We start from the raw sequence: 25,624 nt of genomic DNA, 5'->3' as shown, positions 1-25,624 counted from the left end.
ATGAGGCGTGCCACGCGGCAGAGCCGCATTTCAGACCAAGCGAAGCCGATGCTGCCAGGGCCCTACGACAGTTCCCGGACCCGGGTCCGCCTTCGGGCCCGCGCGCCCCGTGGGGTGTCCCCCTGGACAAGGTCCTCGGCGGGGTTACCCCCTCGGACGAAGTCCCTGGGGATGCATCCTGCCCCTACCTGCGGCGGGAAAGCCAATCCGATGTCTTCCGGGCGTCCCCGGTTGCCGCCACCCTAGAGGGCCGCCCGGGTGAACCTTCCCCCGACGCGCCGGGCCATCGGATCAGGCGAACTCCCGGCGGACCGGCGGGACCCGGAGGAGACCCGGACGGGCCGGAACCGGGACCCGGACGGTCAGGACGGGGCCGGAAACCGGCGCCCGAACGGGTCGGGACGATCGGGACGGTCCGGATGATCGGGACGGTCAGGACGGTCAGGACGGTCAGGACGGTCAGGACGGTCAGGACAGAGCCTGGGCGGAGTCCCTGGCCGCCGGCTCGCTCAGCGCGCTCTTGCCGGTGGCCTGGACGGCCTCACGCACGGCACCGGCGACCGCGCCGGAGACCTTCTCGTTGAAGACGCTGGGGATGATGTAGTTCGGGTTCAGCTCGTCCTCGCCGACCACGTCCGCCAGCGCACGCGCCGCCGCCAGCATCATGGTGTCGGTCACAGTACGGGACTGGGCGTCGAGCAGGCCGCGGAAGACGCCCGGGAAGACCAGCACGTTGTTGATCTGGTTCGGGAAGTCGGAGCGGCCGGTCGCCACCACGGCCGCGGACTCGCGGGCCGCCGCCGGGTCGACCTCCGGGTCGGGGTTGGCGAGCGCGAAGACGACGGCACCCTCGGCCATCCTGGCCACGTCGTCGCCGTCCAGCACGTTCGGTGCGGAGACGCCGATGAAGACGTCGGCGTCGACCACGGCCTCCTTGAGGGTGCCGGTGTGGCCCTCGGCGTTGGTGTTCTCGGCGACCCACCGCATCGGCGAGCTCGCATCGGCCTCGGCCACGTCCTTGCGCCCGCCGTGCACCACGCCGTGGATGTCGGCGACGACGGCGTGCTTGACGCCCGCCTCCAGCAGCAGCTTCAGGATGGCCGTACCCGCCGCGCCGGCGCCGGACATCACGACGCGGATGTCCTCGATCCGCTTGTCGACCACGCGCAGCGCGTTGTAGAGCGAGGCGAGCACGACGATGGCCGTGCCGTGCTGGTCGTCGTGGAAGACGGGGATGTCCACGGCCTCCCGCAGCCGCGCCTCGATCTCGAAGCAGCGGGGTGCGGAGATGTCCTCCAGGTTGATACCGGCGAAGCCGGGTGCCAGCGCCTTGACGATTTCGACGATGGCGTCCGTGTCCTGGGTGTCCAGGCAGATCGGCCAGGCGTCGATCCCGGCGAACCGCTTGAAGAGGGCCGCCTTGCCCTCCATGACGGGCAGCGCGGCCTGCGGGCCGATGTTGCCCAGGCCCAGCACCGCGGAGCCGTCGGTGACGACGGCGACGCTGTTGCGCTTGATGGTCAGCCGCCTGGCGTCCTCGGGGTGCTCGGCGATCTGTGTGCAGACGCGCGCCACGCCGGGCGTGTAGATCATGGACAGGTCGTCACGGTTGCGAATCGGATGCTTGGACGACATCTCGATCTTGCCGCCGAGGTGCATCAGGAAGGTTCGGTCCGAGACCTTGCCGAGTGTGACGCCCTCGATGGAGCGCAGCTCGGCGACGATCTCGTCGGCGTGCGCGGTCGAGCTGGCCGCGATCGTGACGTCGATCCGCAGCCGCTCGTGGCCCGAGGCGGTGACGTCGAGGCCGGTGACCGAGCCGCCGGACGACTCCACGACCGTGGTGAGCTGACTGACCGCCGTCCCGCCTGCGGGGACCTCCAGGCGGACCGTCATCGAGTAGGAGACGCTTGGCGCCATTGCCGACTTCCCTCTGCTTTCCCTTGTCACGTTGTGCACGTGCCCGCCCCACTCCGCCGCGTTTTTTACGGCCAGCGGCGCGGCACGTCAACAGATCGTCCCACCTACCCCTCGGTACGCGGTAACGCATCCCTGCTTCCGGAAATCGTATTCCACCATCCGAGAGGCTGTCACCCCCGGGCCGGGGCCCACTCCTTCGCAGGAAAATCGCCATCAATCTCCCTGAAACAGACAGAATCCGCCTAAGATCGCCCCGCACACTGCACTGCACTTCATGGGAGACCCGCAACATGGCTCAGGGCACGGTCAAGTGGTTCAACGCGGAGAAGGGATACGGCTTCATCGCTCAAGAGGGCGGCGGACCGGACGTCTTCGTGCACTACAGCTCGATCGACAGTGAGGGATACCGCAGTCTGGAAGACTCCCAGCGCGTCGAGTTCGAGATCACCCAGGGCCGCAAGGGGCCCCAGGCCGACGGGGTCCGCGTGGTCGGCTGACGCCGACGGGCCCCGCACACACGAGAGGGCTCCCACCGTGGTGACGGTGGGAGCCCTCTCGCTGTTGCGACGTTCAATGACACCGACCCGCCAGCTCGCCTCGCGGCAAGTGGGCGCTCGAAGCGCCTATGGTTGGGCCCGGGGGCATGGATCGGGCCGGTGCCACATCCAGGCTAACAAACACCCTGGAACTGTCATTCCCCCTCGCGGGCTCTTCCTTGAACCCCCGCTCGCACCTGCACCGCACGGCCCCGGGTGTGACGGCTCACCCCTCACGGTCCCCTTCCACTGCCCCGCCCGGGGCCCCGCGCCATCGGGCCCGGCGGGGTGGCGGGGTCAGTCGGGGCGGAGGATGTCGGGGATGCCGGCGGCATCGGGGAGGTCTTCGGGGGTGCTGAGGATCTCCAGGCGCTGGGTGGCGCGGGTGAGGGCGACGTACAGGGTGCGCAGCCCGGCGGGGGACTCGTCCGCGATCCGGGCGGGCGAGACGACGAGCGTGGCGTCGTACTCCAGGCCCTTGGCCTCCAGGCTGCCGAGGGCGACCACCCGTTCTCCGAGGCCCGCGAACCACTCGCGGGCCTCGTCGCGCAGGGCCATGGCGACGACGACGCCCACGGTGCCCTCGACCTCCCCCAGCAGCCGCTCGGCGGCGGCGCGGACCGAGGCACCCAGGTCGTCACCGGCGACGGCGAACCCGGGTTCGATCCCGGTGGAGCGCACGGCGCGCGGCGGTGTGCTGCCGGGCATGGCCAGCGCCAGCACCCGGTCGGCGAGGACGGCCAGCTCGGCGGGGTTGCGGTAGTTGACGGTCAGCTCGAAGCGGCGGCGGGGCCGCTTGCCGAGGGCCTCGTCGCGGGCCGCGGCGGCCTCGTCGGGGTCGGTCCAGGAGGACTGGGCGGGGTCGCCGACGATCGTCCAGGTCGCGTGGCGGCCCCGGCGCCCCACCATCCGCCACTGCATGGGGGTGAGGTCCTGTGCCTCGTCGACGATGACGTGCGCGTACTCGGTACGTTCTCCAGCCGCACTCCCCCGCTGCCGGGCGCCGGCGTCGCGGTCGGCCGCGGTGGTCAGCTCCTCCAGCCCGGTGAGCTGGTCGAGCGGGTCGACCTCGCGCTTCCTGGGACGGGCGGGCACGCCCAGCAGGGTGCGCAACTCGTCGAGGAGGGCGACGTCGTGGGCGGACAGTTCGCCCTCACCGTTCCGGGTCAGCCGCGCGGCCAGCGCCTTGGCGAGGGTGCGGACCTCGCCGGGCCGCAGCACCCGGCGGGCCCAGCGGGCGAGCCGGTGCTCGTCGGTCATGGCTCCGAGTACCTCGCGGGGGCTCAGCTCGGGCCACCAGGCGTCGAGGAAGGCACCGAACGTGTCCTCGCCCGCGACGTCCTCGTCGAAGCCGGCGCGGGCCTCGGCGGCCAGTTCGGGGTCGGCGGCGAGATCGGCGTAGCGGCGGCGGGCGCCGGACTTCTCCCACAGGGCGTCCAGCAGCAGTTTGCGCGCCCGTGGCCGCATCAGGTTGACGGGGGCGGTGCCGCCGAGTACCTGACGGCGCACAGCGGCGAGTTCGGTGGCGTCCAGTTCGACGCGCGCCCCCGACACGACCACACGCAACCGCTCGGGCACGGGCGTGCGCAGCCCCATGTCGAGCGCCCCGCGGGCGGCCTTGCGCAGCACCTTCACCATGCGTGCCGAGCCCTTGATCCGGGCGACCCGCTGAGGGTCGTACGTGGTGGCCACGGCGCCGGCCGTCTCCTCGGCGAGGGAGCCGAGCGCCCGGATGGCGACCTGGCCCTCCTCGCCCAGGGACGGCAGCACCCCCTCCGTGTAGGAGACCAGCAGCGGGGTCGGCGAGACGATGAGGATGCCGCCCGCGTAGCGCCGTCTGTCCTGGTAGAGCAGGTAGGCGGCACGGTGCAGGGCCACGGCGGTCTTGCCGGTGCCGGGGCCGCCCTCGACCTCGGTGACGGAGGCGGCGGGGGCGCGGATCACCTCGTCCTGCTCGGCCTGGATGGAGGCGACGATGTCGCGCATGGCGTGCCCGCGGGCCTGGCCGAGGGCGGCCATCAACGCGCCGTCGCCGACGACGGCGAGCGGTTCCCCGTTCAGCCGGGCCCGCACCTCGGGCAGCAGCAGGTCGTCCTCGACGCTGTGCACGCGGCGGCCCTTGCTGCGGATGACGCGGCGGCGTACGACCCGGCCGGGGGCGACGGGGGTGGCGCGGTAGAAGGGAGCGGCGGCGGGGGCCCGCCAGTCGATGACCAGCGGCGCGTAGTCGGCGTCGAGGACGCCGAGGCGGCCGATGTGCAGCGTCTCGGCGATGTCGGCGACCTCGACCCGCCCGCCGTCCGGCCCGCCCTGATCCCCCGGTCCGTCCGGTCCGGAGCCGCTGCCCGCCGGCTCCTCGCGGACAGCCCCGTCGGCGGGCTCCACGGAGGTGTACGCACCGTCGGGGCCGCGCTCGCCCGTCTTGCCCTCCAGCAGGTCGACACGGCCGAAGAGGAAGTCCTCGAACTCGCTGTTGAGACGGTTGAGGTGGACACTGGCGTGGAAAACCTGCGCGTCCCGCTCGGCCAGCGCGCCCGGCGTGCCGACCTGGGCGCGTTTGGAGGCGTCCTCCATGAGGAACTCGGCCTCGTGGATCTTCTCCACCAGGCGCCGGTACACCCGGTCGAGATGGACCTGCTCCGCGTGGATCTCGCGGTCGCGGACCGTCTCAGGTTCCGCTTCGTGCTGCGCGTTCAACGCGGCGGCCCCCTTCTGCGTTCCTAGGGCAGCCGTCAACCGTACGCGATTCCACCCCGCCGGGCCCGCCCGACAGGGCTCCGGACGCGCTGCCGCCCCCCTCACACGGAGGACGCGAGCGGATGGGCCCGCAGCCGGATGCCGTAGTGGCGGCGCAGCCGGTGGGTCTCCAGCAGGCTGAGCGCCGTCACCGTCACCGGGGCGCCGAGGACGAAGACGACACCGAGGGTCAGGCTCAGCCCGTGCAGGTCGCCCGTGACCAGGTCGGGGACGGCCGTCAGCCACGCCGTCACCGAGGCCAGCAGCGGCGGCAGTGCGCGGTGCACGGCTCCGGTGCCGAAGAAGTTGGCGTTCAGCCGTACGGCCGCGCAGCCCAGGAACACCATGAGCCACAGGCCCAGCGGGCCCAGGACGAGGACGAACAGTCCGGTGCCGGGTGCCGCGCGCATCACGGTGAACGTCAGCAGCACGGTCGCCACGAAGCGGAGCAGCAGGTTGAGCGCCCCCCACAGCGGGCCCCGCAGCGGCCGGAGCGGGCCGCTGCTGCGCCAGACCAGCAGCAGTGCGCCGACGGTCAGCGGTGTGACGACGAGCAGCACCAGCGAGGCGACCACCACGTTCTCCAGCGCCTCGTCCATGGAGAAGCCGCCCGCCACGACGGTGTAGACGCCCAGCGCCGTCACCATTCCGGCGACGACGCGGATCCGTTTCAGTCCCTCGACCAACGGGTCGACCGGTTCGGGTATCCACGGCGGGTGGAAGACGGCCCGCGCCGCGTTCTGCGGGCGGGCGAGCTTGCGCCGCGGCGGACGGGGCGGCGGCCCGGGTGGGGCTGGAGCCCCGGGAGGGCCGTGACCGTACGGGGGCGCACCCCGACCGGGCGGCGGCCCTCCGGCGGCGCGGTACCCGCCCTGCGGTGGTACGTACCGCCGTCCGCCGCCACCGTAACCGCCGTTCCTGGCCACGCAGTTCCCCCTTCGTGCGGTGCCCGCATCATGATCGGCAGGAGAGTCTAAGGGGCACCGCCGCCGACCTGCCTTCGGCGTGCGGGGGCGTCAGTTCGACGTCAGCCCGCCGTCCACGGCCAGTGCCGACCCGGTGGAGAACGAGGCACGGTCGCTGCACAGCCACAGGGCCGCCTCGGCTATCTCGACCGGTTCGGCCATGCGCTTCTGCATCTGCCGGGCGACGAAGGCCTCCTCCAACTCCGGCCGGGCTTCGACCACTTCGTTGATCATGTCCGTGCGCGTGGTGCCGACGACCAGGGTGTTGATGCGGATGTTGTGCGCGGCGTACTCGGCTGCGGCGGCCCTGGTCATACCGAGCACCGCGTGCTTGGCGGCGACATAGGGGACGGGCGCCCCGGTGGCCACCATGGCCGCGGTGCTCGACGTGTTGACGATCGCGCCCTTCCCGGCTTCGAGCATCACGGGGATCTGGGAGCGCAGGCAGTTCCAGGTGCCCCCCACGTTCACGTCCATCATGCGGTCGAAGAGAGCCTGGTCGAGCTCGTGCAGGGGCGACAGGTCGTCGCCGACGAAGCCCGCGTTGTTGAAGGCGGCGTCCAGCGCGCCGAAGTGCTCGCGCGTCGCGTCCACGGCGCGCTGCACGTCCTCGGCGACCGCGACGTCGCCCGTACTGATCTCGGCCCGGCCGCCGGTCCCGGCTATCTCCCGGGCGAGTTGCCTCAGCGCGCCCTCGCGGCGCGCCATCAGCAGGACCGCCGCCCCCTCGGCAGCGAACAGGCGAGCGGCCGCCTCACCGATCCCGCTCGATGCTCCCGTGATCATTACGGCCTTGCCGGCCAGCATTCCATGCCTCTCAGTCATGCCATGAGTAAAGCCTGTTCCACGCCCGGCCACCCCTCGGTTCCCCAGTGCCCAGTCCCCGACGAGGCCGGGCGTTCGGCCCGCGCGCCGGCGGCACGGTGCGATGGCATATAGTTCCTGCGTGGAAGGAAATAAAGTGGGCGACTCGACATGGCTGATCGTCAGGGAGCTGCACAGGGCCGCGCAGCTCCAACGGCGGGCGGCAGCTCGTTCGCCCCTGGGGCCGGTGGCCCTGGGGCTGCTCAACCTGGCCGCGCAGGCGCCGGTACGCCCCTCGCAGGCGGCCAAGGAGCTTCAGGTACCGGCGCAGTCGATCACGCGCGCGGTGGCGGACCTCATGGAGGACGGGCTGGTGCGCCGGGTCGGGAACGCGGCGGACGGGCGCTCGTACGCGGTGGAGCTGACCGAGCAGGGAACGCGCGCCCGAACGGAGTTCCGGAAGCAGGTGTCGGCGGACTTCTCCCGGCTGCTGGCGGACTGGGACGAGGAAGAGATCGACACCTTCGCGGCCCAACTGAGCCGCCTGGTCTCCGCCCTGGCCGCCGACCTCCCCGAAGGCCCGCCCCGGACGCGGAAGGCGAACCCTTGGACGCGGAGCGGGACATGACGGCGGAACCGGTGGGCGGCGGCAGCCGGCGGGGGCACCTTGCAGCCGGGGGCCGGGCCGGGGAGTGCGACGTGCTGGTCGTCGGCGGCGGGCTGGTCGGTCTGGCGGCCGGTGCGTTCCTCGCCCGGCAAGGGGTGGAGGTGCTGCTCGCGGAGCGGCACGAGGAGACCTCCCGCCACCCGAAGGCGCGCCTGATCAACGCCAGGTCCATGGAGCTGTACCGCGCCCTCGGCGTGGAGCAGGCCATTCGTGCCGCCGGGGAGCCGAGCGCCGGTTTCGTGGTGGCCGACAACCTCGCCGGCGCCCACGAGTCGTGGATCGAGCCGCCGGAGGAGACGGTGGCCGACCAGGGCGTGAGCCCCGTGGGGCCGTATTCCTGCGACCAGCAGCGGATCGAGCCGATCCTGCGGGAGCGCGCTGCCGCCCTCGGCGCGGACGTGCGGTTCGGCACCCGGGTCACCGACGTGGCGCAGGACGGCGACGGTGTCACCGCACGGCTGCACGGCCCGCACGACGGGACGGAATCCGTCCGCGCGCGCTTCCTCGTCGCGTGCGACGGCGCCCGCAGCGGCATCCGCACGCAGGTGGGCATCGGGCTGGACGGCGAGCCGGTCCCCGGCACGGCGGTCAGCGTGCTCTTCCGCGCCGACCTCCGGGCCGCGGTGCGCGGTCGCCGGGTGGACGCGCTGATGGCCCGCGACGCCGGTGCCTTCCTCTTCGCCCGCGGGGACGAGGACGAGAGAACGTGGCAGTTGGGCACCCACCTGCGGCCCGGCTGGGACGCGGAGGACCCCGCGGACCTGACCCGCCTGCTCGTCCCCGTCGTCCGCGCCGCCACCGGGCTGCCCCACCTCACGCCGGACCTGGAGAGCGTCCTGACCTGGACCACCGGGGCGTACACCGCCGAACGCCTGCGCCACGGCCGTATCTTCCTGGCCGGTGACGCGGCCCACCAGATGCCGCCGTACGGCGGCTTCGGCGGGAACACCGGGGTCCACGACGCACACAACCTGGCCTGGAAACTGGCCGCCGTCTGCCGTGGCGACGCCTCGGCGGCCCTGCTGGACACCTACCAGAGCGAACGGGCACCCCTGGCGGCCCTGACCGTCGCCCAGGCGCTGCTGCGCTCCCGTAAGACACCCGGGCAACCCGCGCCTGTCGAACAGATCGACGCCACCACGCTGGCCCTCGGCTTCCGCTACCCCGCCCCCGGTGCCGCGCCGACGGACGACGCCGCAGACGCCGCCCCGGTGGAGGACCCGGCCGAGCCGAGCGGCGAGCCCGGCACCCGCGCCCCGCATGTGGCGCTGGTCCCCGGCGCGGCAGCGGACAGCACACTGGACCTGCTCGACCCGGTGGGGTTCACCTTCGTCGCGGGCTCCGACAGCGCCACCGCGGCAGCGCTATGCACCACCCCGGTCCCCGGGGTCCGCGTCCGCACCCTCGCTGCGGACGACATCGACGCCCGCTATCGGCGCAGGTGGGAAGACATCTACGCGGGGCCCCACTGCGACGGCGTCCTGATCCGCCCCGACCACGCCGTCGCCTGGCGCGCCCCCGGGAATCCGGCCGACCCCGTCCCCAGCGTCCGGAGAGCCGTCCGGGCCGTACTCCACCCCGGGGCCCGGTGACCTCGGCACCGTCGGAGGCTCTTTCCCCCGCACACCGGTGGACAACGAGGGCCCGAGCGGCTCGGCTCGGTAGCATGCCGCGCATGGCCATCAAGCTGGAGAACGTCGGCATCGCCGTGCGCGACCTCGAAGCAACGATCTCCTTCTTCACCGACCTCGGCCTCACGGTCGTCGGCCGTGACACCGTCAGCGGCGAGTGGACCGACACCGCCGTCGGCCTCGACGGCAACCATGCCGACGTCGCGATGCTCCAGACGCCGGACGGGCACGGCCGCCTCGAACTCTTCGATTACGTCCACCCCGAAGCGATCGAGTCGGACCCCACTCTCCCCAACGAGATCGGCATGCATCGCGTCGCCTTCTCGGTCGACGACATCGACAAGGCCCTGGAGACAGCCGCACGGCACGGATGCCGTCCGCTGCGCGGCGTGGCGACCTACGAGGACGTCTACAAGCTCACGTACGTCCGCGGCCCCAGCGGCATCATCGTGATGCTCGCCGAGGAACTGAAGAAGAACTGACGGCCGATCGACCGACCGGCCTCACCTCGTACTGCGGTGAGCTCGGAGACCCGCTCACCTTCGGCCCCTGACGCCTGGGCACCACCGGGTTCCGCCGCTACCGCGAGCCGGGGGAGTCCGCACCCGTGCAGCAGTCGGTGAACTCCGCCCACACCACCTTTCCCGGGTTCCGCTCCCCCACGCCCCACTTGTCCGCCAGCGCGTCCACCAGCACCAGTCCGCGGCCCGACTCCGCGTCGTCGTCCACGCGCGCGACACGGGGTGCGCCTCCGCCGCTGTCGTGCACCTCGACCCGGAGCAGGCCGTCATGGTCGAGCCAGACCATGACGCGGTAACCCCGCCCCGGCGGTACGCCGTGCAGCAGCGCGTTGGTCGCCATCTCGCTGACGCAGAGGACCACGTCGTCCAACCGTTCGCGAGCGACGCCCCACGCGGTGAGAGCTTCCCGCACAAATGCGCGAGAACGTGGAATGGAACGGCGCTCCCTGCGGTAGAAGTGCTCACGGAAATGAGGCAGATGTGTTTCCCGGTTCATGGGAGAACCGTGTCCCTGCGTGGATACGCTCACCAGTGGTCGAGGTCGTACGGCTCCGTTGTACGGCTCCCGCATCAGCTCAACCGGGCGTGGGTTGGGGAGAGACACCGGCATGCCTCAGAAAAAGCGTCAGAAGAACGCGTCCGCGATGAAGATGGTCGGTCAGCTTCTGGCCAACTACCGCCGCGCTCGCGGCTTCACCCAGCGGGACCTGGCCACGGCCCTGTGTGTCGACGAGGAGACGATCGCCTCCATCGAACAGGGCCGACGCCCCCTCAAGAGCGATCTCGCTGCGCGGCTGGACGCCCTCCTGGAGACCGACGGCTCCCTCCTGGTGGCCGTCGCCAACCTCCCGGAGATGGACAAGTACCCGCTGTGGGCGGAAGAGTTCATCGACCGGGAGCGGGACGCCTTGGCCATCGACTGGTTCGAGAACCAAGTGCTGCCCGGGCTCCTGCAGACCGAGGGGTACGCCCGCGCGGTCTTCCGCAGCAAGGAGCCGCCCCTGGACGCGGACGAACTCGAACTCCAGGTGGCCGCGCGCATGGAGCGGCAAAAGGTGCTCCAGCGGAAGACTCCGCCCTCCGCCAGCTTCGTCATCTCCGAGGCCGTACTGCTCGACCGCCTCGGTGGCGACGCCGTGCGGCGAGAGCAACTGCGGCGCCTCCGGCGGGACGCGGACCTCCCGGGGCTGTCGATTCAGGTCATGCCGCTGGGGCGCGAGAGCCATGCGGCGCTCTCTGGCCCGTTCATCTTGTTGGAGACTCCTGACCATGAGCACCTGTCGTACATGGAAACACCGCGAGGCAGCATGCTTGTCTCCGAACCGGATGAAGTCAGCAGCATGACGCGGCAATATGCGATGCTGCGAACGCAGGCTCTCAATACCGAGGAGTCGAGAAGCCTGCTGGACCGACTGCTAGGAGAGGCATGAAGAACGTACAGTCCACACCCGGCACCGATGACCTGGCGTGGTTCAAGTCCAGCTACAGCAGCGAGCAGGGCGGCGCCTGCCTAGAAGCGGCCTACACCTGGCACAAATCCAGCCACAGCGCCAGCGAAGGAGGCGCCTGCGTCGAGGTCGCCACCTGCCCCCACGCCGTGCACATCCGAGACTCCAAAAACCCCACCGGCCCCGCACTCGCCCTCACCCCCACTGCCTGGGCCAACTTCACGGCATACGCGGCGACCGAGAGGCAATAAGCAGAGACATGGCACCGGTCGAGAACTCCACGTGGTTCAAATCCAGCTACAGCGGGACCGAAGGCGGCAACTGCCTCGAAGCCGCCTACACCTGGCACAAATCCAGCCACAGCGCCAGCGAAGGAGGCGCCTGCGTGGAGGTCGCCACCTGCCCCCACGCCGTACACATCCGGGACTCCAAGAACCCCACCGGCCCCGCACTCGCCCTCACCCCCACCGCTTGGGCGGACTTCACGGCGTACGCGGTGACGGAGGGCTGAGCCCCCACCGGTTGGGGGCGCACTCCGCGACTCGCAGGTGCCGGACCGCAGATCACAACGCTTCGCAAAAAAGTTCCCGACCCGGTGAACCTTTTCGTGCCGCTCGGCATCTGATCTTATACGCGACCCGGTGAAGCTCCAGGGTTCGCGACCGGACGGGCCGGTGATCCCGGCGCTCCGGAGGAGCGCGGTGAACCGATCCGTCCCCGCGTCCGTGGTACTAGACCGAGCTTTGCGCGCCGTACCGCGCTCCCCCCGCACGGAGCGCGACGGCAGCGCAGTTGACGATCGTTACGCAGAAGCGGAGCACCCCCACATGACTGCCAGAAACCGCACCCTTTACAAGGTCATCGCAGGCGTTGCCGGCGGCGGCGCCCTGCTCGCCGCCACCCCGCTGGTCGCGTCGGCCGTGACCTCCGACGACCCGCCGCCGACGGTGGCCGCCAAGGGCGCCACCCTGGTGGACACCGGAAGCGGCGAGTCGCTCATGGACAAGAGCGCGGACAAGGCCCTTCCGATGGCGAGCACGACGAAGATCATGGTCGCCTCCGTGGTGCTCGACGACAAGAACGTGGACCTCGACCAGAAGGTTCCCGTCAAGCAGGCGTACCGCGACTACGTCGAGGACAACCACACCAGCACGGCGGACCTCCAGACCGGCGACAAGGTCTCCCTCCACCAGCTCCTCTACGCCTCGCTGCTGCCCTCGGGAGCGGACGCCGCCTACGCGTTGGCCGACACCCTCGGCGACGGGTCCACCTCGAAGGACCGGGTGGACTCCTTCGTGGAGAAGATGAACGACAAGGCCGACGAGCTGCGCCTGACCCGGACGACGTACACGACCTTCGACGGTTCGTCGGCCGAGGACACCAGCACGCCGAGCAACCTGGCGAAGCTGGCGGAGCACGCCATGCAGAACGCGACCTTCCGCAAGGTCGTCAAGACCAAGAAGTACGAGACCGAGGCGCCGGCGGCCAACGGCCACACCCGTTACTACACCTGGACCACCACCAACAAGCTGCTCGGCGAGTACGACGGCGTCGTCGGCGTCAAGACCGGTACGACGTCCAAGGCGGGCGAGTGCCTGGTCTTCGCGGCCGACCGCGGTGACAAGCACCTCGTCGGCACCGTGCTCAACAGCAAGAAGCGCTACGAAGACGCCGGGAAGATGCTGGACTACGGCTTCGGCGCGGACGACGCGAAGGACCTCGACCTGGACAAGTCCGCCAAGAAGGAGCGCGACTGACAGTCCGCGGCTGACAGCCTCCCTCTTCGCCTCGGCCCCTGGCAGGATGCTCCTGCGCCAGGGGCCGAGTCGTTGCTACGGGGCGGCCGGGAGCACCGCGGTGACCGCCCGGCGGACCGCGTCCGCGTCCGGCGGGGCGCCGGTGCGGTCCGCGAACAGCAGGTGCGCGGCGCCGATCAGGGTGGGGGCCAAAACGTCGACGTCGGCGTCGGCCGGCACGCGGCCCAGCTTTCGTTCGGCGTCGAGATAGGCCGCGACCATCGCGGCGGCCTCGGCGAGCAGCGGCACACCCGTGGGGCGGGCCGCGCGCAGCCTGGCGCGCAGCCCGTCGCGGGAGATGACGAGCCCGACCAGGGCGACGGCCACGGACCGGAAGAGAGTTGTCAGCGCGTCGGTGAGGTTACCGGCGACCGTGCCGGTCCCCGCCGCGTCGCACAGGGCGCGGGACTGCTCGTCGAGCCGAGCGGTGCGGTCGAGCACCAGGGCGGCGAGGAACGCGTCGAAGTCCGCGAAGTGCCGGTGCAGCACGCCCTTGGCGCAGCCGGCTTCCGTGGTGACGGCGCGGCTGGTGAGGGCGCTCGGCCCCTCGCGGAGCAGCACGCGCTCGGCGGCGTCGAAGAGCTGGCCGCGTACGTCGCGGAGGTGCACTCCCGTCGGCACCGGTCCCCCTTCCCTCCATGAATGGGCGGGTGCCCAATCTATCGCCCTGCTCGGGGTCCTCGCCTTGTCGAGTGGGCGTACGCCCACTACAGTGGGCACATGCCCACTTCAGCGCCGGACGGCGCGCGGACACCCGAGCCCGCGTCCCACCAGGAACGCAGCATGGCCGAGTCGTTCGGCTCGGACGCGGCACGCTACGACCGCGCCAGGCCCCGCTATCCGGACGCTCTCGTGCAGCGCATCGCCGCCGGAAGCCCGGGGCCCGACGTCCTCGACGTCGGCTGCGGAACCGGTATCGCCGCCCGCCAGTTCCAGGCGGCGGGCTGCCGGGTGCTGGGCGTCGACGTCGATGCGCGCATGGCCGCGTACGCGCGCAGCGCCGGACTGGAGACGGAGGTCGCCTCGTTCGAGGACTGGGACCCGGACGGGCGCACTTTCGACACTGTCGTGGCGGGACAGGCCTGGCACTGGGTGGACCCGGTCGCGGGAGCGGTCAAGGCGGCCCGCCTGCTGCACCCGGCCGGGCGGCTCGCCCTGTTCTGGAACGTCTTCCAGCCGTCTGCCGACGTGGCGGAGGCGTTCCACGCGGCCTACTGCCGGGTCCTGCCCGACGCCCCGTTCAACCCCTGGAGCCCGTCCGCACTCAGCGGCTCCGCCCCGCTGCGCGCTGCGGCCGACGGAATACGGCAGACCGGCACGTTCGACGAGGCGGAGGAGTGGCGGTTCGACTGGCAGCGGACCTACACGCGTGACGAGTGGCTCGAACTTCTGCCGACCAGCGGACTGGCGGGCCGCATCCCCGCCGCCACGATGACGGAGCTCCAGGCCGCGACCGGTGCCGCCATCGACGCTCTGGGCGGCGCCTTCACCATGCCGTACACCTCCCTCGTCCTCACGGCCAGGCGGGCGGGACACGACCGGACCGGGTGAAACCGGCCCTACGCTCCGCCCCGTCCGCCGTGCCCACCCGTCGTACGACCGGCGTGTCCGCCGGTGGCGCGGTCACCGGCGTCCGCTCCGCCGTCCCCGACGACCTCGCGTGCCATGGTCACCAGGTCCGGAACGGCCGGGTGTCCCGGGCCCTCGCGCCAGGCGAGGACGACGGGTACGGCCGGGGCGTCCACCAGCGGGCGGTACACCAGCGAGGGATGGGTGTGGTTGCGCGGCGTGGCGGTCGTGGAGACCCCCATGGCGCGGCCCGCCGCGATCGCGACGAGCCACTCGTCTGTGTTGGTCACCTCGACGGTGGAGGCGGGACGGGCCGTCGGCGGCCACAGGTCCGGAGTCGTCGTCCCGGAAACGGTGTTGACGGCCAGCGGGTAGGCGGCGAGGTCCGCCAGGGTGACCTGCGACAGCGACGCCAGCGGACTGTCCGCCGACACGACCCCCACCCGCCGCTCCCTGAGCAGCACCCTGGTGGCGAGCCCGGAGCCGGTGACGGTGCCGCGCAGCAGGGCGGCGTCCACCGTGCCCTGGGCGAGCCCCGCGGTGGCCTCGTCGATGCGGCGCAGTTCCAGCGGGATGTCCGGGTACGTCTCGTCCCAACGGCGCAGCAGCGGCACGGTGTGGTCGCCCAGCGCCGCCCAGGTGTGGCCGACGCGGAGCGGCCAGGACCTCAGACCGCGGGGGTCGAGGGCGGCGTCCACCCCCGCCAGGGCCACGGCGGCCTTGTCGTGGAACAGGCGCCCCGCGGCGGTCAGTTCGAGGTGGTGCGTGGAGCGGTCGACGAGCCGCGCACCGAGGTGGCGCTCGATCTGCCGCAGCGTACGGGAGAGAGCGGGCTGCCCCACGTGGAGGCGGGCGGCGGCCCGGGTGACGTTGCCCTCCTCTGCGATGGCGAGGAAGGCCCGCAGATGGCGCAGCTCGATGGTCATGCCTGCCAAGCATAACCGCTGCGGAATCGGCATTTCACGCCCGGTTCCCGGCTCTCTAGCGTGCAGACCATGACCTCTGCGGCCCGCGCCTCCTCGGACCACGCCTCACCTGCGTCCGCCTCACCCGTCCCCGCGTGCCCGGCACCCGTTGCGTCCGGCCCGCCGGTTGCGTCCGCGTCCGGATCCGGGTCCGCGCCTGATGCCGTCCCCGTTCCCGTCCGCGGGGGTGCCGGGCGCGGCAGCCTGGCCGGTGTCGGCCTCGTCCTGGCCGGGACGCTGTCCGTCCAGTTCGGGTCCGCCTGTGCCGCGCTGCTCTTCCCCAGGGCCGGGGCGCTGGGCACCGTCGCCCTGCGGGTGGCGCTCGCCGCGGTCCTGCTGCTGGTCGTCACCCGCCCCCGGCTGCGCGGCCACACCCGCAGCGACTGGGCCGTGGCCGGCGGCTTCGGTCTGGCCCTCGGCGGCATGAACATCCTCTTCTACCAGGCCATCGCCCACATCCCGCTGGGTCCTGCCGTCACCCTCGAAGTGCTCGGCCCCCTGCTCCTGTCCGCCGTCGCCTCCCGACGGGCCGGCAGCCTGCTGTGGGCGGCCCTCGCCCTGGCCGGGGTCTTCCTGCTGGGCCGCGGCGGCTACGACCAGCTCACCGTCCCCGGCGTGGCCTTCGCGCTGGCTGCCGGGGCGATGTGGGCGGCGTACATCGTCCTCAACGCCCGCGCCGGGGCCCGGTTTCCCCGGCTGGACGCGCTGACCGTCGCCATGACCGTCGCCGCACTCGTCAGCCTCCCGCTGGGGATCGCCTCGTCCGGTACGAGGCTCCTCGAACCGGGCGTGCTCCTGCTGGGTCTGGCCATCGCGGTGCTGTCCTCGGGCGTGCCCTACACCCTGGAACTGCTCGCCCTGCGCCGCCTCCCCGCCGCCACGTTCGCGGTACTGACGAGCCTGGCGCCGGCCGTCGCCGCGCTGGCCGGGTACCTGGTGCTGGACCAAGGGCTGTCGCTGTTGCAGTGCGCCGCGATCGCCCTGGTGGTCGCGGCGAGTGCGGGCGCGGTACGGACGAGCAAGCGGTGAGCACCGAGGCCGCGGTCGGCGGGGCACCGGTGGCCGGTGCTGCACCCGTCGCCGGTGCTGCACCCGTGGCCGGTGCCGCACCCGTGGCCGGTGCTGCACCCATGGCCGGTGCCGCACCCGTGGTCGGTACGACACCCGTGGTCGGTGCGGCGCCCATGACCGGCGCGGCAGCCCTTACGCGTGGTGCGGCAGCCGCCCTGACGGCCCGGCGCTCCGGGGCCGGGGCTTCTGTCAAGCTCCTGCGGGGGGTGCCTGGGTAATGGCCGGGTGGAGGGCTTCCACGTCCGTCGTCAAGCCCGAGTTGGTCATGCGACGGCTGGTTCGGGGGTGCGTGGTTCGTCGAAGGTGCGTCGCGGAGCACGACGCAGAGCACGCTGATGCGGTGGCGGGCGAGGCGGAAGAGGGCTTGCATGTGGGTTTTCCCGCGTGCCGCCCGGCATTTGTCGTAACAGGTGCGGGAGTCGGGGTCATGCAGGGCGGCGAAGGACGATGACGGCCTGTTCATCGAGGGCGTCGAAGATGTCGTCGATCAGCCGGGCGGCCATGCGCTGGGCCCCGGGCCGAATCACCTCGACGAGTCTGCGGCGACCGGCTTTCCGCAGCGCCGCCGGGGAGCCGTGGCGTTCCAGCAGCCGGGTTACGGCGGGGTGGTCCAGACGCGGCCCGAGGACGCGCTCCAGGCTGGGGTGGAACTGGGTGAGCAGGCCGCGTATCCGGTTGGAGGTGCAAGTGGCCTCGGCCGCGAGGTCCTGGGCGAAGCCGACGAGCACGGTCAGCTCGGCGGTGGTCTCGTCGGTGAGCTCCAGCGAGCGCAGGGTGTACGGCATGGTGCGGGCCGCGTCCGCGATCACGGCGTCGGTCTTGGCCTCGCCCGGATACAGGTCGGGGATCCGGCGCACGGCCAGGCCGGGCAGGTAGGCGACCTGGCAGCCGGCATCCCGGGCGACCGTGAGCGGGAGGGCGCCGATGGAGGCGGGCTGGTCCACGATGACCAGGACGGTGCCGCACTTCGCGGTCAGCTTGTCGAAGACGGCCCGCAGTTTCGGCTCGCTGTTGGGCAGCTGCTTGTCGAGGACCTTCTTGCCGACCGGTCAGCCCATGGCCGTGATGAGCACTCCTGCCGACGTCCAGGCCGAGGAAGACGCCCACGACTTCGGTGTCAGCGGACCTCGGCAACGGTGCCGCCATCCGGACGCCGCGCCCCGCGGACAACGCCCGGCCGCAGGACGCCCACTCGGCGGTTCCGGATCGCCCGGGGTTCGCGGGCCCCCGCCGACGTACGGCCTCTCCCCGCCAGCTCCCTCTCCAGCGCGGGCGGGCACCCGCTCCGACCCGGCCCTGTCCTGCACGGACACCCGGACGGCCGGCGGCGTGGCCCCGTCACCCGCGGGGCGCATAGTGCTGCGGCAGGTCACGCTGCGCGGGCGGCGGCAGATTGCGGGGTGGCGTCTCGACCGGGGGCGCGGACGCGGGGCGCACACCACCGGCGCGCTCCCAGCCCGCACAGGCCCTGGGGTGATAGCGGCGGGCAGGCGGCACCAGACGCCAGCACCGGTGGATCAGCCGCCCGAGACGGCGCAGCCTGCGCTCGTCCCGCACCGTCCAGGTGTAGCCCAGCCGACGCCGCACGGCCGCCGGGAAGAACCCGACGGTGAACCACACGAACGCCCGCGCCTGCACCCTGCGCACCCGCCGCCACACCACCTCGGGAAGCAGCCGCAGCGCCGGGGGCCGGGCCAGCTCCGCCATGTCCAGCACGTCCCGGGTGGGCCGGTTGTCCTCCAGCACCTCCGCCGCCATGTGCTCCCAGTACGAACGGAAGTCCTCCCAGGTGGCCGGGACGGGACGCATGCTCATCCCGTACATCCGCCACCACTGCACATGCTCGTCGAAGAGCTGCCGTTTCTCCGCCTCCGTCAGTCCCGGGCCGAGCCGGTCGGCCACCAGCAGGGTGAGGACGAAGAACGTCGCGTGCGCCCAGTAGAACGTGTCCGGGTCGAGAGCGTGGTACGGGCGGCCGTGCCGGTCGACGCCCTTGATCGTGTCGTGGTACCCCCGCACCTGCCGTGCCGTGCGGGCCGCACGCGGCCCGTCGTAGACGACACCCCCGATGGGGTAGAGCGAACGGAACAGCCGCTGCCAGCGCTCCTCGAAGAACCGCGAGTGCTCGGCGACCCCCGCGCCCAACTGCGGATGCATGTTCTGCATCGCCCCTGCCCAGGGAGCCAGCAGCACGCCGCGCCAGTCCCCGAAGTACCGCCAGGTCAGCGAATCGGGACCCAGAGGTTCGGGAAGACCGCGCCCGGCCATGGCCTCAGCTCCCCGCAGCGGCACCGTTGGCAGCCGCCTGCCGGGCGTCGAGCGCCTTCTTCAACGCGGGGCCCGCAGCACCGGCCCGGGCGGTCAGTTCCTTGAGGCGGCGGCGGTTGCGGTGCCGTACGCCCCAGCCCAGCTCCGGACAGAGGCGCGCGAGCGCCGCGAAAGAGGCCAGCGCGGCGCGGGACGGCTCGACGGTGTCGACCGGCTCGCTGCCCGTCAGGGTGGTGACGGCCTCCGCGCGCAGCGCACCGGGCAGCTGCCCGTCCCGCACGGTGACCTGCTTGCGGCGCAGTGGCCTGGACCGGATCGAGACAAGCCCCGACCTGGTCAGATCCTCCTCCACCGCCTGACACGTCTCCTGGCGCTCCTTGGACACGAGGGCTCGCCACCGGCGGGGCCGCCAGTACCCCTCGATGCGGCGCAGCACCGCGTCCAGCACGGGATCGCCCGTGCGCCGGCTACCGACAGGGCGGGCCTTCCCTCTGTCGTCCTTGAGGAAGCCCCGCACCTCCAGCTCGGCCAGCGCACCCGCCGTGACGGCGTACCGCAGCCCGTCACCCCGGGTGAGCACCTCCCTCTCGGCGTCACACGCCACCAGGAAGAGCCGCCTCGGCAAACTGTCCGGCATCCCATCCATCTCCCCATGACAGCACGCCCCACCGACACCCGGAACCCCGACCAACGGACAAGAGCTGCCCGCCCTGGCAGCCGAGAAGGGGCACGGCCGCCGAAGCCCCCACCCCACGCGGCCGGAAAGGGGGGTGCGGGTGGCGAAGCCCCCGCCACCCGCACCGCAGCCGCGCAAAAACGACGAAGGCGAGGCAGCCCACGCACACCGTGAGCACGCCACCACCCCGCGTAAGGGACCAACCCCCACGCCACCGGGGGGCACGCATACCGAAACCTTCGCCCCACACCGCCGAGAAGGGGGTGCGGGTGGCAAAGCCCCCGCAACGCGCGGCGCAGCCGCGCAAAAACGACGAAGGCGAGGCGGCCCACGCACACCGTGGGCACACCACCACCCCGGATGAGGGACCAACCCCCACGCCACCGGCGGCACGCACACCGAAACCTTCGCCCCACACCGCCGAGAAGGGGGTGCGGGTGGCAAAGCCCCCGCAACGCGCGGCGCAGCCGCGCAAAAACGACGAAGGCGAGGCGGCCCACGCACACCGTGGGCACACCTCGCCTCTCGCCTCCGTGGAGATGGCGGGAATCGAACCCGCGTCCAACGAAGTGGAAACAGGGCTTCTCCGAGCGCAGTCCGCTGCGATTTTCTCGGCCCCGGAGATCACGCGGACAAGTCTCCGACGGGCCCAGTCACTGTGTGATGTCCCGATAGACCCCGTGACCGGACCTATGCGGTGAGTTCCCTTAGCTGATGCCAGGAACCGGGGCGGGAACTACCCCGGGCTGACACTTCGCAGGTCGCTGCTCAGGCAGCGAGGGCGAAGGAATCGCGCTTGGTGTTGGCGATTATTTTTTTGCGGCACGTGGTTAACGAGATCATTGCCGCGTTCCTCGGCTCGCTTCCCCTGCTTCGACGTTCGCTGTCGAAACCGATCATCCCCATGTTGAGTTGACAAACTCTGCCCCGCCTCGGGGGCTGACGCCCATGGTACGTGACCCGTGCGCACCTGTGCCAACCATTTGGCACCCCGGCGTATTCCCCGCTTCCCCGGGTCACCCGGCCATGCTGCGCTGCCGGCGCCGGGCGGCGGACACCGCGCGCTCGGCCTCCCGGCGGTCCTGCTTCTCGCGGAGCGTCTGCCGCTTGTCGTACTCCTTCTTGCCCCGCGCGAGGGCGATCTCCACCTTGGCCCGGCCGCGGTAGAAGTAGAGCTGGAGCGGGACGAGGGTGAGCCCCGTCTCCTGGAGCTTGCCCGTCAGCTTGTCGATCTCCGCACGGTGCAGCAGCAGCTTCCGCTTGCGGCGGGCGGCGTGGTTGGTCCACGTGCCCTGCGCGTACTCCGGGATGTGCACATTGTGCAGCCAGACCTCGCCGCCGTCGACCTGGGCGAAGCCGTCGACGAGGGAGGCGCGGCCCTGGCGCAGGGACTTGACCTCGGTGCCGGTCAGCGCGATGCCGCACTCGTACGTGTCGAGCACCACGTAGTCGTGGCGCGCCTTCTTGTTCTGCGCGACGAGCTTCCGGGCGTCCTTGTCGTCCTTGCTCTTGGCCTTGGCCTTGGTCCGTTGCGTCTTCATCTTCGCCATAGCCCGGCCATTCTCCCATTAGGACCGGGCTTCGAGGCCACTCAATACTGTCCTGGCCCGCTCGGTGGAGGCGTCCGCGTCACGGACGGTGAGGTCGGGTGCCAGGCCGTGGCCCTCCACGTCGCGACCCGATGGAGTCGTGTAATGACCAACCGTCAGTTCCGCGACGGAGCCGTCGGACTGGTGCTCCGGCAGCTGGACCGAACCCTTGCCGAAGGTGCGGGCACCGACGACGACGGCACGGCCCCGGTCCTGGAGCGCCCCGGTCAGCAGCTCGGCGGCGCTCATCGTCCCCCCGTCGACCAGGACGACGACGGGGTGCCGCTCCACGTCGACGCCGCCGGCGCGGTCCCGCTCGGCGTACAGGGCGTGCTGGGTGCCGTGCTCGTCGTAGGTGGCCACGAGCCCGCCGTCGAGGAAGGCGGAGGCCGCGGTGACGGCCTCGTCGACCAGGCCGCCGGCGTTGCCGCGCAGGTCGAGGACGATGCCGCCGTCGGCGGGCACCCGCTCGCGCACGGCCTCGCGGACGCGGGCACCGGACCCGCGGGTGAAGGCACCGACCTTGATACGGGTGGCCTTGCCGCCCAGCCGTTCGACGCGCACCGACTCCGCCGTCAGCTCCGCACGCCGCAGGGTGCGGGTCAGCTCCCGCCCGTCGCGCGTCAGGTGCAGGGTGACGTGGGTGCCGGCCGCGGCGGCGCCCGTCGGGGAGCCGGCATCGGAGCCGCGCAGCAGGGCCACCACAGCCGTCACCGGCTTGCCGCTCACGCTGCGTCCGGACACCGAGCGCAGCCGGTCACCGGCGCGTACCCCGGCGTCGTCGGCGGGGCTGCCCGGTTGCACCCGGTCCACCTCGACCACCTGGCCGTGCCGCCCACCGTGCCGCTTCCCGTGCCGCTTCCCGTGCCGTTCGCCGGCGGCGGGTGTGGCACGGGTCTGGCGTACGGAGATGCCGACGCCCACGTAGGTGCCGTCCAGGGAGCGGCGCAGCCCCTCGTACTCGCGGGCCGTGTAGGCCGCGGACCAGCGGTCGCCGCTGCGGCTGACGACGGCGTCCGCGTCGGCGTCGTCCGCGCGCTCCCGGAGCGCCGACGCCTCCCGGGGGTCGCGGAGCGGACGGGGCTTGCCGTCGGCGGCGGCGTGGGCCGCGCCCCCCGCGCCGTGCGCCGCGGGTGCGGACGAGCCGAGGGCGGTCAGCTCACCGCCGAAGGCCCCGGTGGCGGCGCCGGTCGCCAGTACGCCGGCGAAGACCACTGTCAGGGCCCCGCGCCGCGGCCGGCGCGGGCGCGTATCGAGGAACCACGAGCCTGGCATGGTCCGGAGTGTAGGACAGTGCGGGGCGCCGTACGGGCGGTTGCGCCGAGGGCACCCCGCGTCCTGTGTCACACCTTCAGGTACTTGCGCAACGTGATGAACGCTGCTGCCGCGGGCACCAGCACCCCCACCGCGAGGATGAACGGCAGCACCTTGATGACTGCGTCCCAGCCGATGAAGTTGATCAGCAGGATCTTCTGCTGGAGCCAGTTGTTGATCAGGAAGTACTTGCCGAGCACCAGCAGCACGCAGGCGAACCCGGCCCCGATCAGGCCCGCGATGGCCGCCTCCAGGATGAACGGCATCTGGATGTAGAAGCTGGAGGCGCCGACCAGCCGCATGATGCCGGTCTCCCGGCGGCGGCTGAACGCCGAGACCCGCACCGTGTTGACGATCAGCAGCAGTGCCACCACCAGCATCAGCGCCATCACGCACAGGGCGGCGATGTTCATGCCGTTCAAAAGGTTGAAGATGTTCTCCAGCAGGCTGCGCTGGTCCTGCACCTCCTGGACGCCCGCTCTGCCGGAGAACGCCGTCTGGAGGACCTGGTACTTCGTCGGATCCTTCAGCTTGACCCGGTAGGACTCCTGCATCTGGTCCGGCGTCAACGAGTCGGCCAGCGGCGAGTCCTTGAAGTCCTGCTTGTAGTGCTTGTACGCCTGGTCCGCGGACTCGTGGTAGATCTTCTCGACGACGTCGAGCTTGTCGAGGTCGTTCTTGATCTCCTGCTTCTGCTGCGCCGTGACGGCGCCCTTGTCGCAGTTGGGGTCCGACGAGGCGTCGTTCTTGTTGCACAGGTAGATGGAGACCTGGACCTTGTCGTACCAGAACCCCTTCATCGTGCTCACCTGCTCACGTGCGAGCAGGGAGCCACCCGCCAGCGCGAGCGACAGGGCGACGGAGACGATCACCGCGAAGGTCATCGTGAGATTGCGACGGAGACCGACGCTGATCTCCGACAGTACGAACTGGGCGCGCATGGCGTCCTTTCCTCAGCTTTCCTCAGTGCTGGTATCCGTAGACGCCGCGCGACTGGTCGCGCACGAGACGACCCGTCTCCAGCTCGACAACGCGCTTGCGCATCTGGTCGACGATCTGCTGGTCGTGGGTGGCCATCACCACGGTGGTCCCCGTGCGGTTGATGCGGTCGAGCAACTTCATGATGCCGACGGAGGTCTGCGGGTCCAGGTTGCCCGTCGGCTCGTCGGCGATCAGCAGCATGGGCCGGTTGGCGAACGCCCGCGCGATGGCCACCCGCTGCTGCTCACCACCCGACAGCTCCCCCGGCATCCGCTCCTCCTTGCCGCCCAGGCCGACGAGGTCGAGGACTTCGGGCACCGTCTTGCGGATCTGGCCGCGGGACTTTCCGATGACCTCCAGGGCGAACGCCACGTTCTCGCCCACGGTCTTGTTGCCCAGCAGCCGGAAGTCCTGGAAGACGGTGCCGAGCTGACGCCGCATGTGCGGCACCTTCCAGTTGGACAGCTTCGCCAGATCCTTGCCCAGCACGTGCACCTGCCCCGTGCTGGCGCGCTCCTCGCGCAGGATCAGCCGCAGGAAGGTGGACTTTCCGGACCCGGAGGAGCCCACCAGGAAGACGAACTCGCCGCGTTCGATCTCCAGCGACACGTCGCGGAGCGCGGGGCGGTTCTGCTTGGGATAGGACTTGGAGACGCTGTCGAATCGGATCACGGATACACCACGTCGGCCTGGGTAGGGGCAACGGAAGCCGCGGTGCGGCCCCCTGGGACACCTGGGGCGTCAGCCCGGGGTGCGGTGTGGGCGACCATACGCGAAGCGTGGCGTGCCGCGCACGCGGCACCGGCATGCACCACCCGCACCAGCCCCCCACCTGCCTGTTTCTGCACGAGCCCCCGTCACCTGGCAGAGTGGAGTGAAGCACCCATGGGGAACGAATCACACACGGGTGTCGTTGGCGCGACTGAGGAGGAGTTCGCATGACGTGCGACCGACTGGTGTGTGCCAACTGTGCGGGACCCGTGAGCGAGGGCCGCTGCGCCGTCTGCCGCGCCCACCGCGAGCGCCTGCACCGCGAGTCCCCGCTCGCGCATCTGTCCCCCGCCGCGCTGATCGCCCTGCTGGCGACGTTGATAGCGGTGGCCCTGGTGGCACAGAAGGTCGCGACCGCGTAACTCCGCGTACGGCGCCCGCTTCCTGTCGTCTCGTCCGGCCCCGGGCCTCTCCGTTCGTGCCTGACACGGCAACGCGCCGGATGCGGTGGCCCGAAGGCCACCCCACCCGGCGCGGAGTGTGACCGCTCAGTTACAGTGCGGTACGGATGGTCAGGCCGCGGTACGGCGGTTGACCATGCGGGGCATCAGGCGGAAGCCGATACCACCGGCGATCATCGTCGCGGCGCCCACCAGGAGGAAGGTCGTCTCGGCCGAACCGGTCTCGGCGAGCTCGTCCTTCTGCGGGGCCGGCTTGCTGTCCTGGACCGGCTGGCTGCCGCCGTTGTCCGGGTTGGCGCCGCCGCCCTGGCAGTTCACGTTGTCGCCGTCGAGCTCACAGGTGTCGTCGTCGCCACCGCCGCCACCGGAGGTCGCGGGCTCCTCGCCGCCACCGTTGCCGCCGCTGTTCCCGCCGTTCCCACCGCTGTTCCCGCCGTTGTCGCCGCCGCCGTTGTTCCCGCCGTTGCTGCCGGAACCGCCGTCGTCGCCGCCACCGTTGTTGCTGGAACCGCCGTCGTTGCCACCGTTGCTGCCGGAGCCACCGTCGTCGCCGCCGTTGTCACCGGGGCCGCCGTTGTTCCCGCCGTTGTTGCCGGAACCGCCGTCGTCGCCGCCGTTGTCACCGGGACCGCCGTCGTCGCCGCCGTTGTCGCCGGGACCGCCGTCGTTGCCGCCGATGGAGACGGTGCCGTTGATGCCACCGTCGTCACCGCCACCGTCGATGCCGCCGTCGTCGCCACCGCCGCTGATGCCGCCGTCGTCTCCGCCGTCGTCACCGCCGTTGCCGCCGCCGCCGAAGATCCCGCCGAGGAAACCGCCGTCGTCTCCGCCCTGGGCGGAGGCACCGCTGTCCCCTCCGATGCCCGTCGCCTGCGCGGCACCCGCCGCGGTCAGCGAGGCGCCGGCCGCGAACACGGTCGCGGCGGCTATCCGCGCGACCCGCAGCCGCGTCTTCGATTTGCTCATCTTCCAACTACCCCCAGTAGCTGTACTCG

Annotated in this window: 25 protein-coding genes, 1 other RNA gene and 1 pseudogene; 11 read left to right on the top strand and 16 right to left on the bottom strand. The window is 71.6% G+C overall.

Features of this window, described 5'->3' with window-relative positions:
* Positions 1-468: 468 nt before the first annotated feature.
* Complete coding sequence (locus tag H297_RS0119620) at positions 469-1,920, bottom strand: NAD-dependent malic enzyme (protein ID WP_027738448.1); 1,452 nt, start codon at positions 1,918-1,920, stop codon at positions 469-471.
* A 290-nt stretch (positions 1,921-2,210) separates the two neighbouring features.
* Between H297_RS0119620 and H297_RS0119615 the strand changes: the two genes are divergently transcribed.
* Positions 2,211-2,417 (top strand): cold-shock protein, encoded by a 207-nt coding sequence (locus tag H297_RS0119615; protein ID WP_016469246.1) that lies wholly within the window; start codon positions 2,211-2,213, stop codon positions 2,415-2,417.
* Positions 2,418-2,753: 336 nt separating this feature from the next.
* On the opposite strand, the gene H297_RS0119610 is transcribed toward H297_RS0119615, so the two are convergent.
* The 3 genes from H297_RS0119610 to H297_RS0119600 form a co-directional block, all read right to left on the bottom strand.
* A complete protein-coding gene (locus H297_RS0119610) occupies positions 2,754-5,153 on the bottom strand; it encodes a UvrD-helicase domain-containing protein (RefSeq protein ID WP_027738447.1) in 2,400 nt (799 codons plus the stop codon).
* A gap of 101 nt (positions 5,154-5,254) precedes the next feature.
* Positions 5,255-6,118 (bottom strand): hypothetical protein, encoded by an 864-nt coding sequence (locus tag H297_RS37330; RefSeq protein ID WP_158693710.1) that lies wholly within the window; start codon positions 6,116-6,118, stop codon positions 5,255-5,257.
* Positions 6,119-6,208: 90 nt separating this feature from the next.
* Positions 6,209-6,982 (bottom strand): SDR family NAD(P)-dependent oxidoreductase, encoded by a 774-nt coding sequence (locus H297_RS0119600; protein WP_486589579.1) that lies wholly within the window; start codon positions 6,980-6,982, stop codon positions 6,209-6,211.
* 136 nt (positions 6,983-7,118) lie between these two features.
* Here H297_RS0119600 and H297_RS40365 point away from each other — a divergent pair, with 136 nt between their 5' ends.
* The 3 genes from H297_RS40365 (at position 7,119) to H297_RS0119585 (ending at position 9,741) form a co-directional block, all read left to right on the top strand.
* Complete coding sequence (locus tag H297_RS40365) at positions 7,119-7,589, top strand: MarR family transcriptional regulator (protein WP_051352001.1); 471 nt, start codon at positions 7,119-7,121, stop codon at positions 7,587-7,589.
* Complete coding sequence (locus H297_RS0119590) at positions 7,586-9,220, top strand: FAD-dependent oxidoreductase (RefSeq protein WP_051352000.1); 1,635 nt, start codon at positions 7,586-7,588, stop codon at positions 9,218-9,220. Before H297_RS40365 ends, H297_RS0119590 begins: the two co-directional genes overlap by 4 nt.
* Positions 9,221-9,303: 83 nt before the next feature.
* Complete coding sequence (locus H297_RS0119585) at positions 9,304-9,741, top strand: VOC family protein (protein WP_027738444.1); 438 nt, start codon at positions 9,304-9,306, stop codon at positions 9,739-9,741.
* Positions 9,742-9,838: 97 nt separating this feature from the next.
* Here H297_RS0119585 and H297_RS37320 read toward each other — a convergent pair whose 3' ends face one another.
* Positions 9,839-10,276: an ATP-binding protein gene (locus H297_RS37320; protein WP_037794733.1), complete on the bottom strand. Its 438-nt coding sequence runs from the start codon at positions 10,274-10,276 to the stop codon at positions 9,839-9,841.
* Positions 10,277-10,388: 112 nt separating this feature from the next.
* Between H297_RS37320 and H297_RS0119575 the strand changes: the two genes are divergently transcribed.
* From H297_RS0119575 to H297_RS0119565, 4 genes are all read left to right on the top strand, one after another.
* A complete protein-coding gene (locus tag H297_RS0119575; RefSeq protein ID WP_027738443.1) occupies positions 10,389-11,210 on the top strand; it encodes a Scr1 family TA system antitoxin-like transcriptional regulator in 822 nt (273 codons plus the stop codon).
* Entirely contained in the window at positions 11,207-11,479 is a 273-nt protein-coding gene (locus tag H297_RS37315) for a DUF397 domain-containing protein (protein ID WP_051351999.1), read from the top strand. The genes H297_RS0119575 and H297_RS37315 overlap by 4 nt, the downstream gene beginning before the upstream one ends.
* 8 nt (positions 11,480-11,487) lie before the next feature.
* Positions 11,488-11,739: a DUF397 domain-containing protein gene (locus tag H297_RS37310; protein ID WP_037794732.1), complete on the top strand. Its 252-nt coding sequence runs from the start codon at positions 11,488-11,490 to the stop codon at positions 11,737-11,739.
* A gap of 316 nt (positions 11,740-12,055) precedes the next feature.
* Complete coding sequence (locus H297_RS0119565; protein ID WP_027738442.1) at positions 12,056-12,985, top strand: serine hydrolase; 930 nt, start codon at positions 12,056-12,058, stop codon at positions 12,983-12,985.
* 75 nt (positions 12,986-13,060) lie between these two features.
* On the opposite strand, the gene H297_RS0119560 is transcribed toward H297_RS0119565, so the two are convergent.
* Complete coding sequence (locus H297_RS0119560; protein ID WP_027738441.1) at positions 13,061-13,645, bottom strand: TetR/AcrR family transcriptional regulator; 585 nt, start codon at positions 13,643-13,645, stop codon at positions 13,061-13,063.
* Between the two features lie 99 nt (positions 13,646-13,744).
* Between H297_RS0119560 and H297_RS0119555 the strand changes: the two genes are divergently transcribed.
* Complete coding sequence (locus tag H297_RS0119555; RefSeq protein WP_027738440.1) at positions 13,745-14,575, top strand: class I SAM-dependent methyltransferase; 831 nt, start codon at positions 13,745-13,747, stop codon at positions 14,573-14,575.
* An 8-nt stretch (positions 14,576-14,583) separates the two neighbouring features.
* Here the strand turns inward: H297_RS0119555 and H297_RS37305 are convergent, their stop codons facing one another.
* The gene (locus H297_RS37305; protein ID WP_078514322.1) at positions 14,584-15,519 is read right to left on the bottom strand and encodes a LysR family transcriptional regulator; all 936 of its coding nucleotides are present in this window, start codon (positions 15,517-15,519) and stop codon (positions 14,584-14,586) included.
* A 69-nt stretch (positions 15,520-15,588) separates the two neighbouring features.
* Between H297_RS37305 and H297_RS0119545 the strand changes: the two genes are divergently transcribed.
* Positions 15,589-16,587: an EamA family transporter gene (locus tag H297_RS0119545; RefSeq protein WP_078514339.1), complete on the top strand. Its 999-nt coding sequence runs from the start codon at positions 15,589-15,591 to the stop codon at positions 16,585-16,587.
* Positions 16,588-16,892: 305 nt separating this feature from the next.
* On the opposite strand, the pseudogene H297_RS37295 reads toward H297_RS0119545, so the two are convergent.
* The 8 genes and pseudogenes from H297_RS37295 to ftsE form a co-directional block, all read right to left on the bottom strand.
* Positions 16,893-17,775, bottom strand: a pseudogene (locus tag H297_RS37295) (IS110 family transposase).
* A 192-nt stretch (positions 17,776-17,967) separates the two neighbouring features.
* Positions 17,968-18,897, bottom strand: a complete 930-nt coding sequence (locus tag H297_RS0119530; protein WP_027738438.1) for an oxygenase MpaB family protein — start codon at positions 18,895-18,897, stop codon at positions 17,968-17,970.
* A gap of 4 nt (positions 18,898-18,901) precedes the next feature.
* Positions 18,902-19,534, bottom strand: a complete 633-nt coding sequence (locus tag H297_RS37290; RefSeq protein ID WP_051351997.1) for a GPP34 family phosphoprotein — start codon at positions 19,532-19,534, stop codon at positions 18,902-18,904.
* Between the two features lie 570 nt (positions 19,535-20,104).
* Positions 20,105-20,477: a transfer-messenger RNA gene (gene ssrA, locus H297_RS40780) on the bottom strand.
* A 112-nt stretch (positions 20,478-20,589) separates the two neighbouring features.
* Positions 20,590-21,114, bottom strand: a complete 525-nt coding sequence (gene smpB, locus H297_RS0119515) for an SsrA-binding protein SmpB (protein WP_037794789.1) — start codon at positions 21,112-21,114, stop codon at positions 20,590-20,592.
* 27 nt (positions 21,115-21,141) lie between these two features.
* Positions 21,142-22,437 carry a S41 family peptidase gene (locus H297_RS0119510; RefSeq protein WP_027738436.1) on the bottom strand — a complete coding sequence of 432 codons (1,296 nt, stop codon included), beginning with the start codon at positions 22,435-22,437 and terminating at the stop codon, positions 21,142-21,144.
* Between the two features lie 68 nt (positions 22,438-22,505).
* Positions 22,506-23,417, bottom strand: a complete 912-nt coding sequence (ftsX, locus tag H297_RS0119505; RefSeq protein WP_027738435.1) for a permease-like cell division protein FtsX — start codon at positions 23,415-23,417, stop codon at positions 22,506-22,508.
* 22 nt (positions 23,418-23,439) lie between these two features.
* Entirely contained in the window at positions 23,440-24,129 is a 690-nt protein-coding gene (ftsE, locus tag H297_RS0119500) for a cell division ATP-binding protein FtsE (RefSeq protein WP_027738434.1), read from the bottom strand.
* Between the two features lie 266 nt (positions 24,130-24,395).
* Here ftsE and H297_RS0119495 point away from each other — a divergent pair, with 266 nt between their 5' ends.
* Positions 24,396-24,590: a hypothetical protein gene (locus tag H297_RS0119495; protein ID WP_027738433.1), complete on the top strand. Its 195-nt coding sequence runs from the start codon at positions 24,396-24,398 to the stop codon at positions 24,588-24,590.
* A 150-nt stretch (positions 24,591-24,740) separates the two neighbouring features.
* On the opposite strand, the gene H297_RS0119490 is transcribed toward H297_RS0119495, so the two are convergent.
* Positions 24,741-25,595: an LPXTG cell wall anchor domain-containing protein gene (locus tag H297_RS0119490; RefSeq protein ID WP_027738432.1), complete on the bottom strand. Its 855-nt coding sequence runs from the start codon at positions 25,593-25,595 to the stop codon at positions 24,741-24,743.
* Positions 25,596-25,624 lie beyond the last annotated feature (29 nt).

The sequence above is a fragment of the Streptomyces sp. CNT360 genome (genome assembly GCF_000424785.1).
Note: the sequence above shows the minus strand (reverse complement) of the source record. Positions and strands in the feature narration are given on the sequence as shown.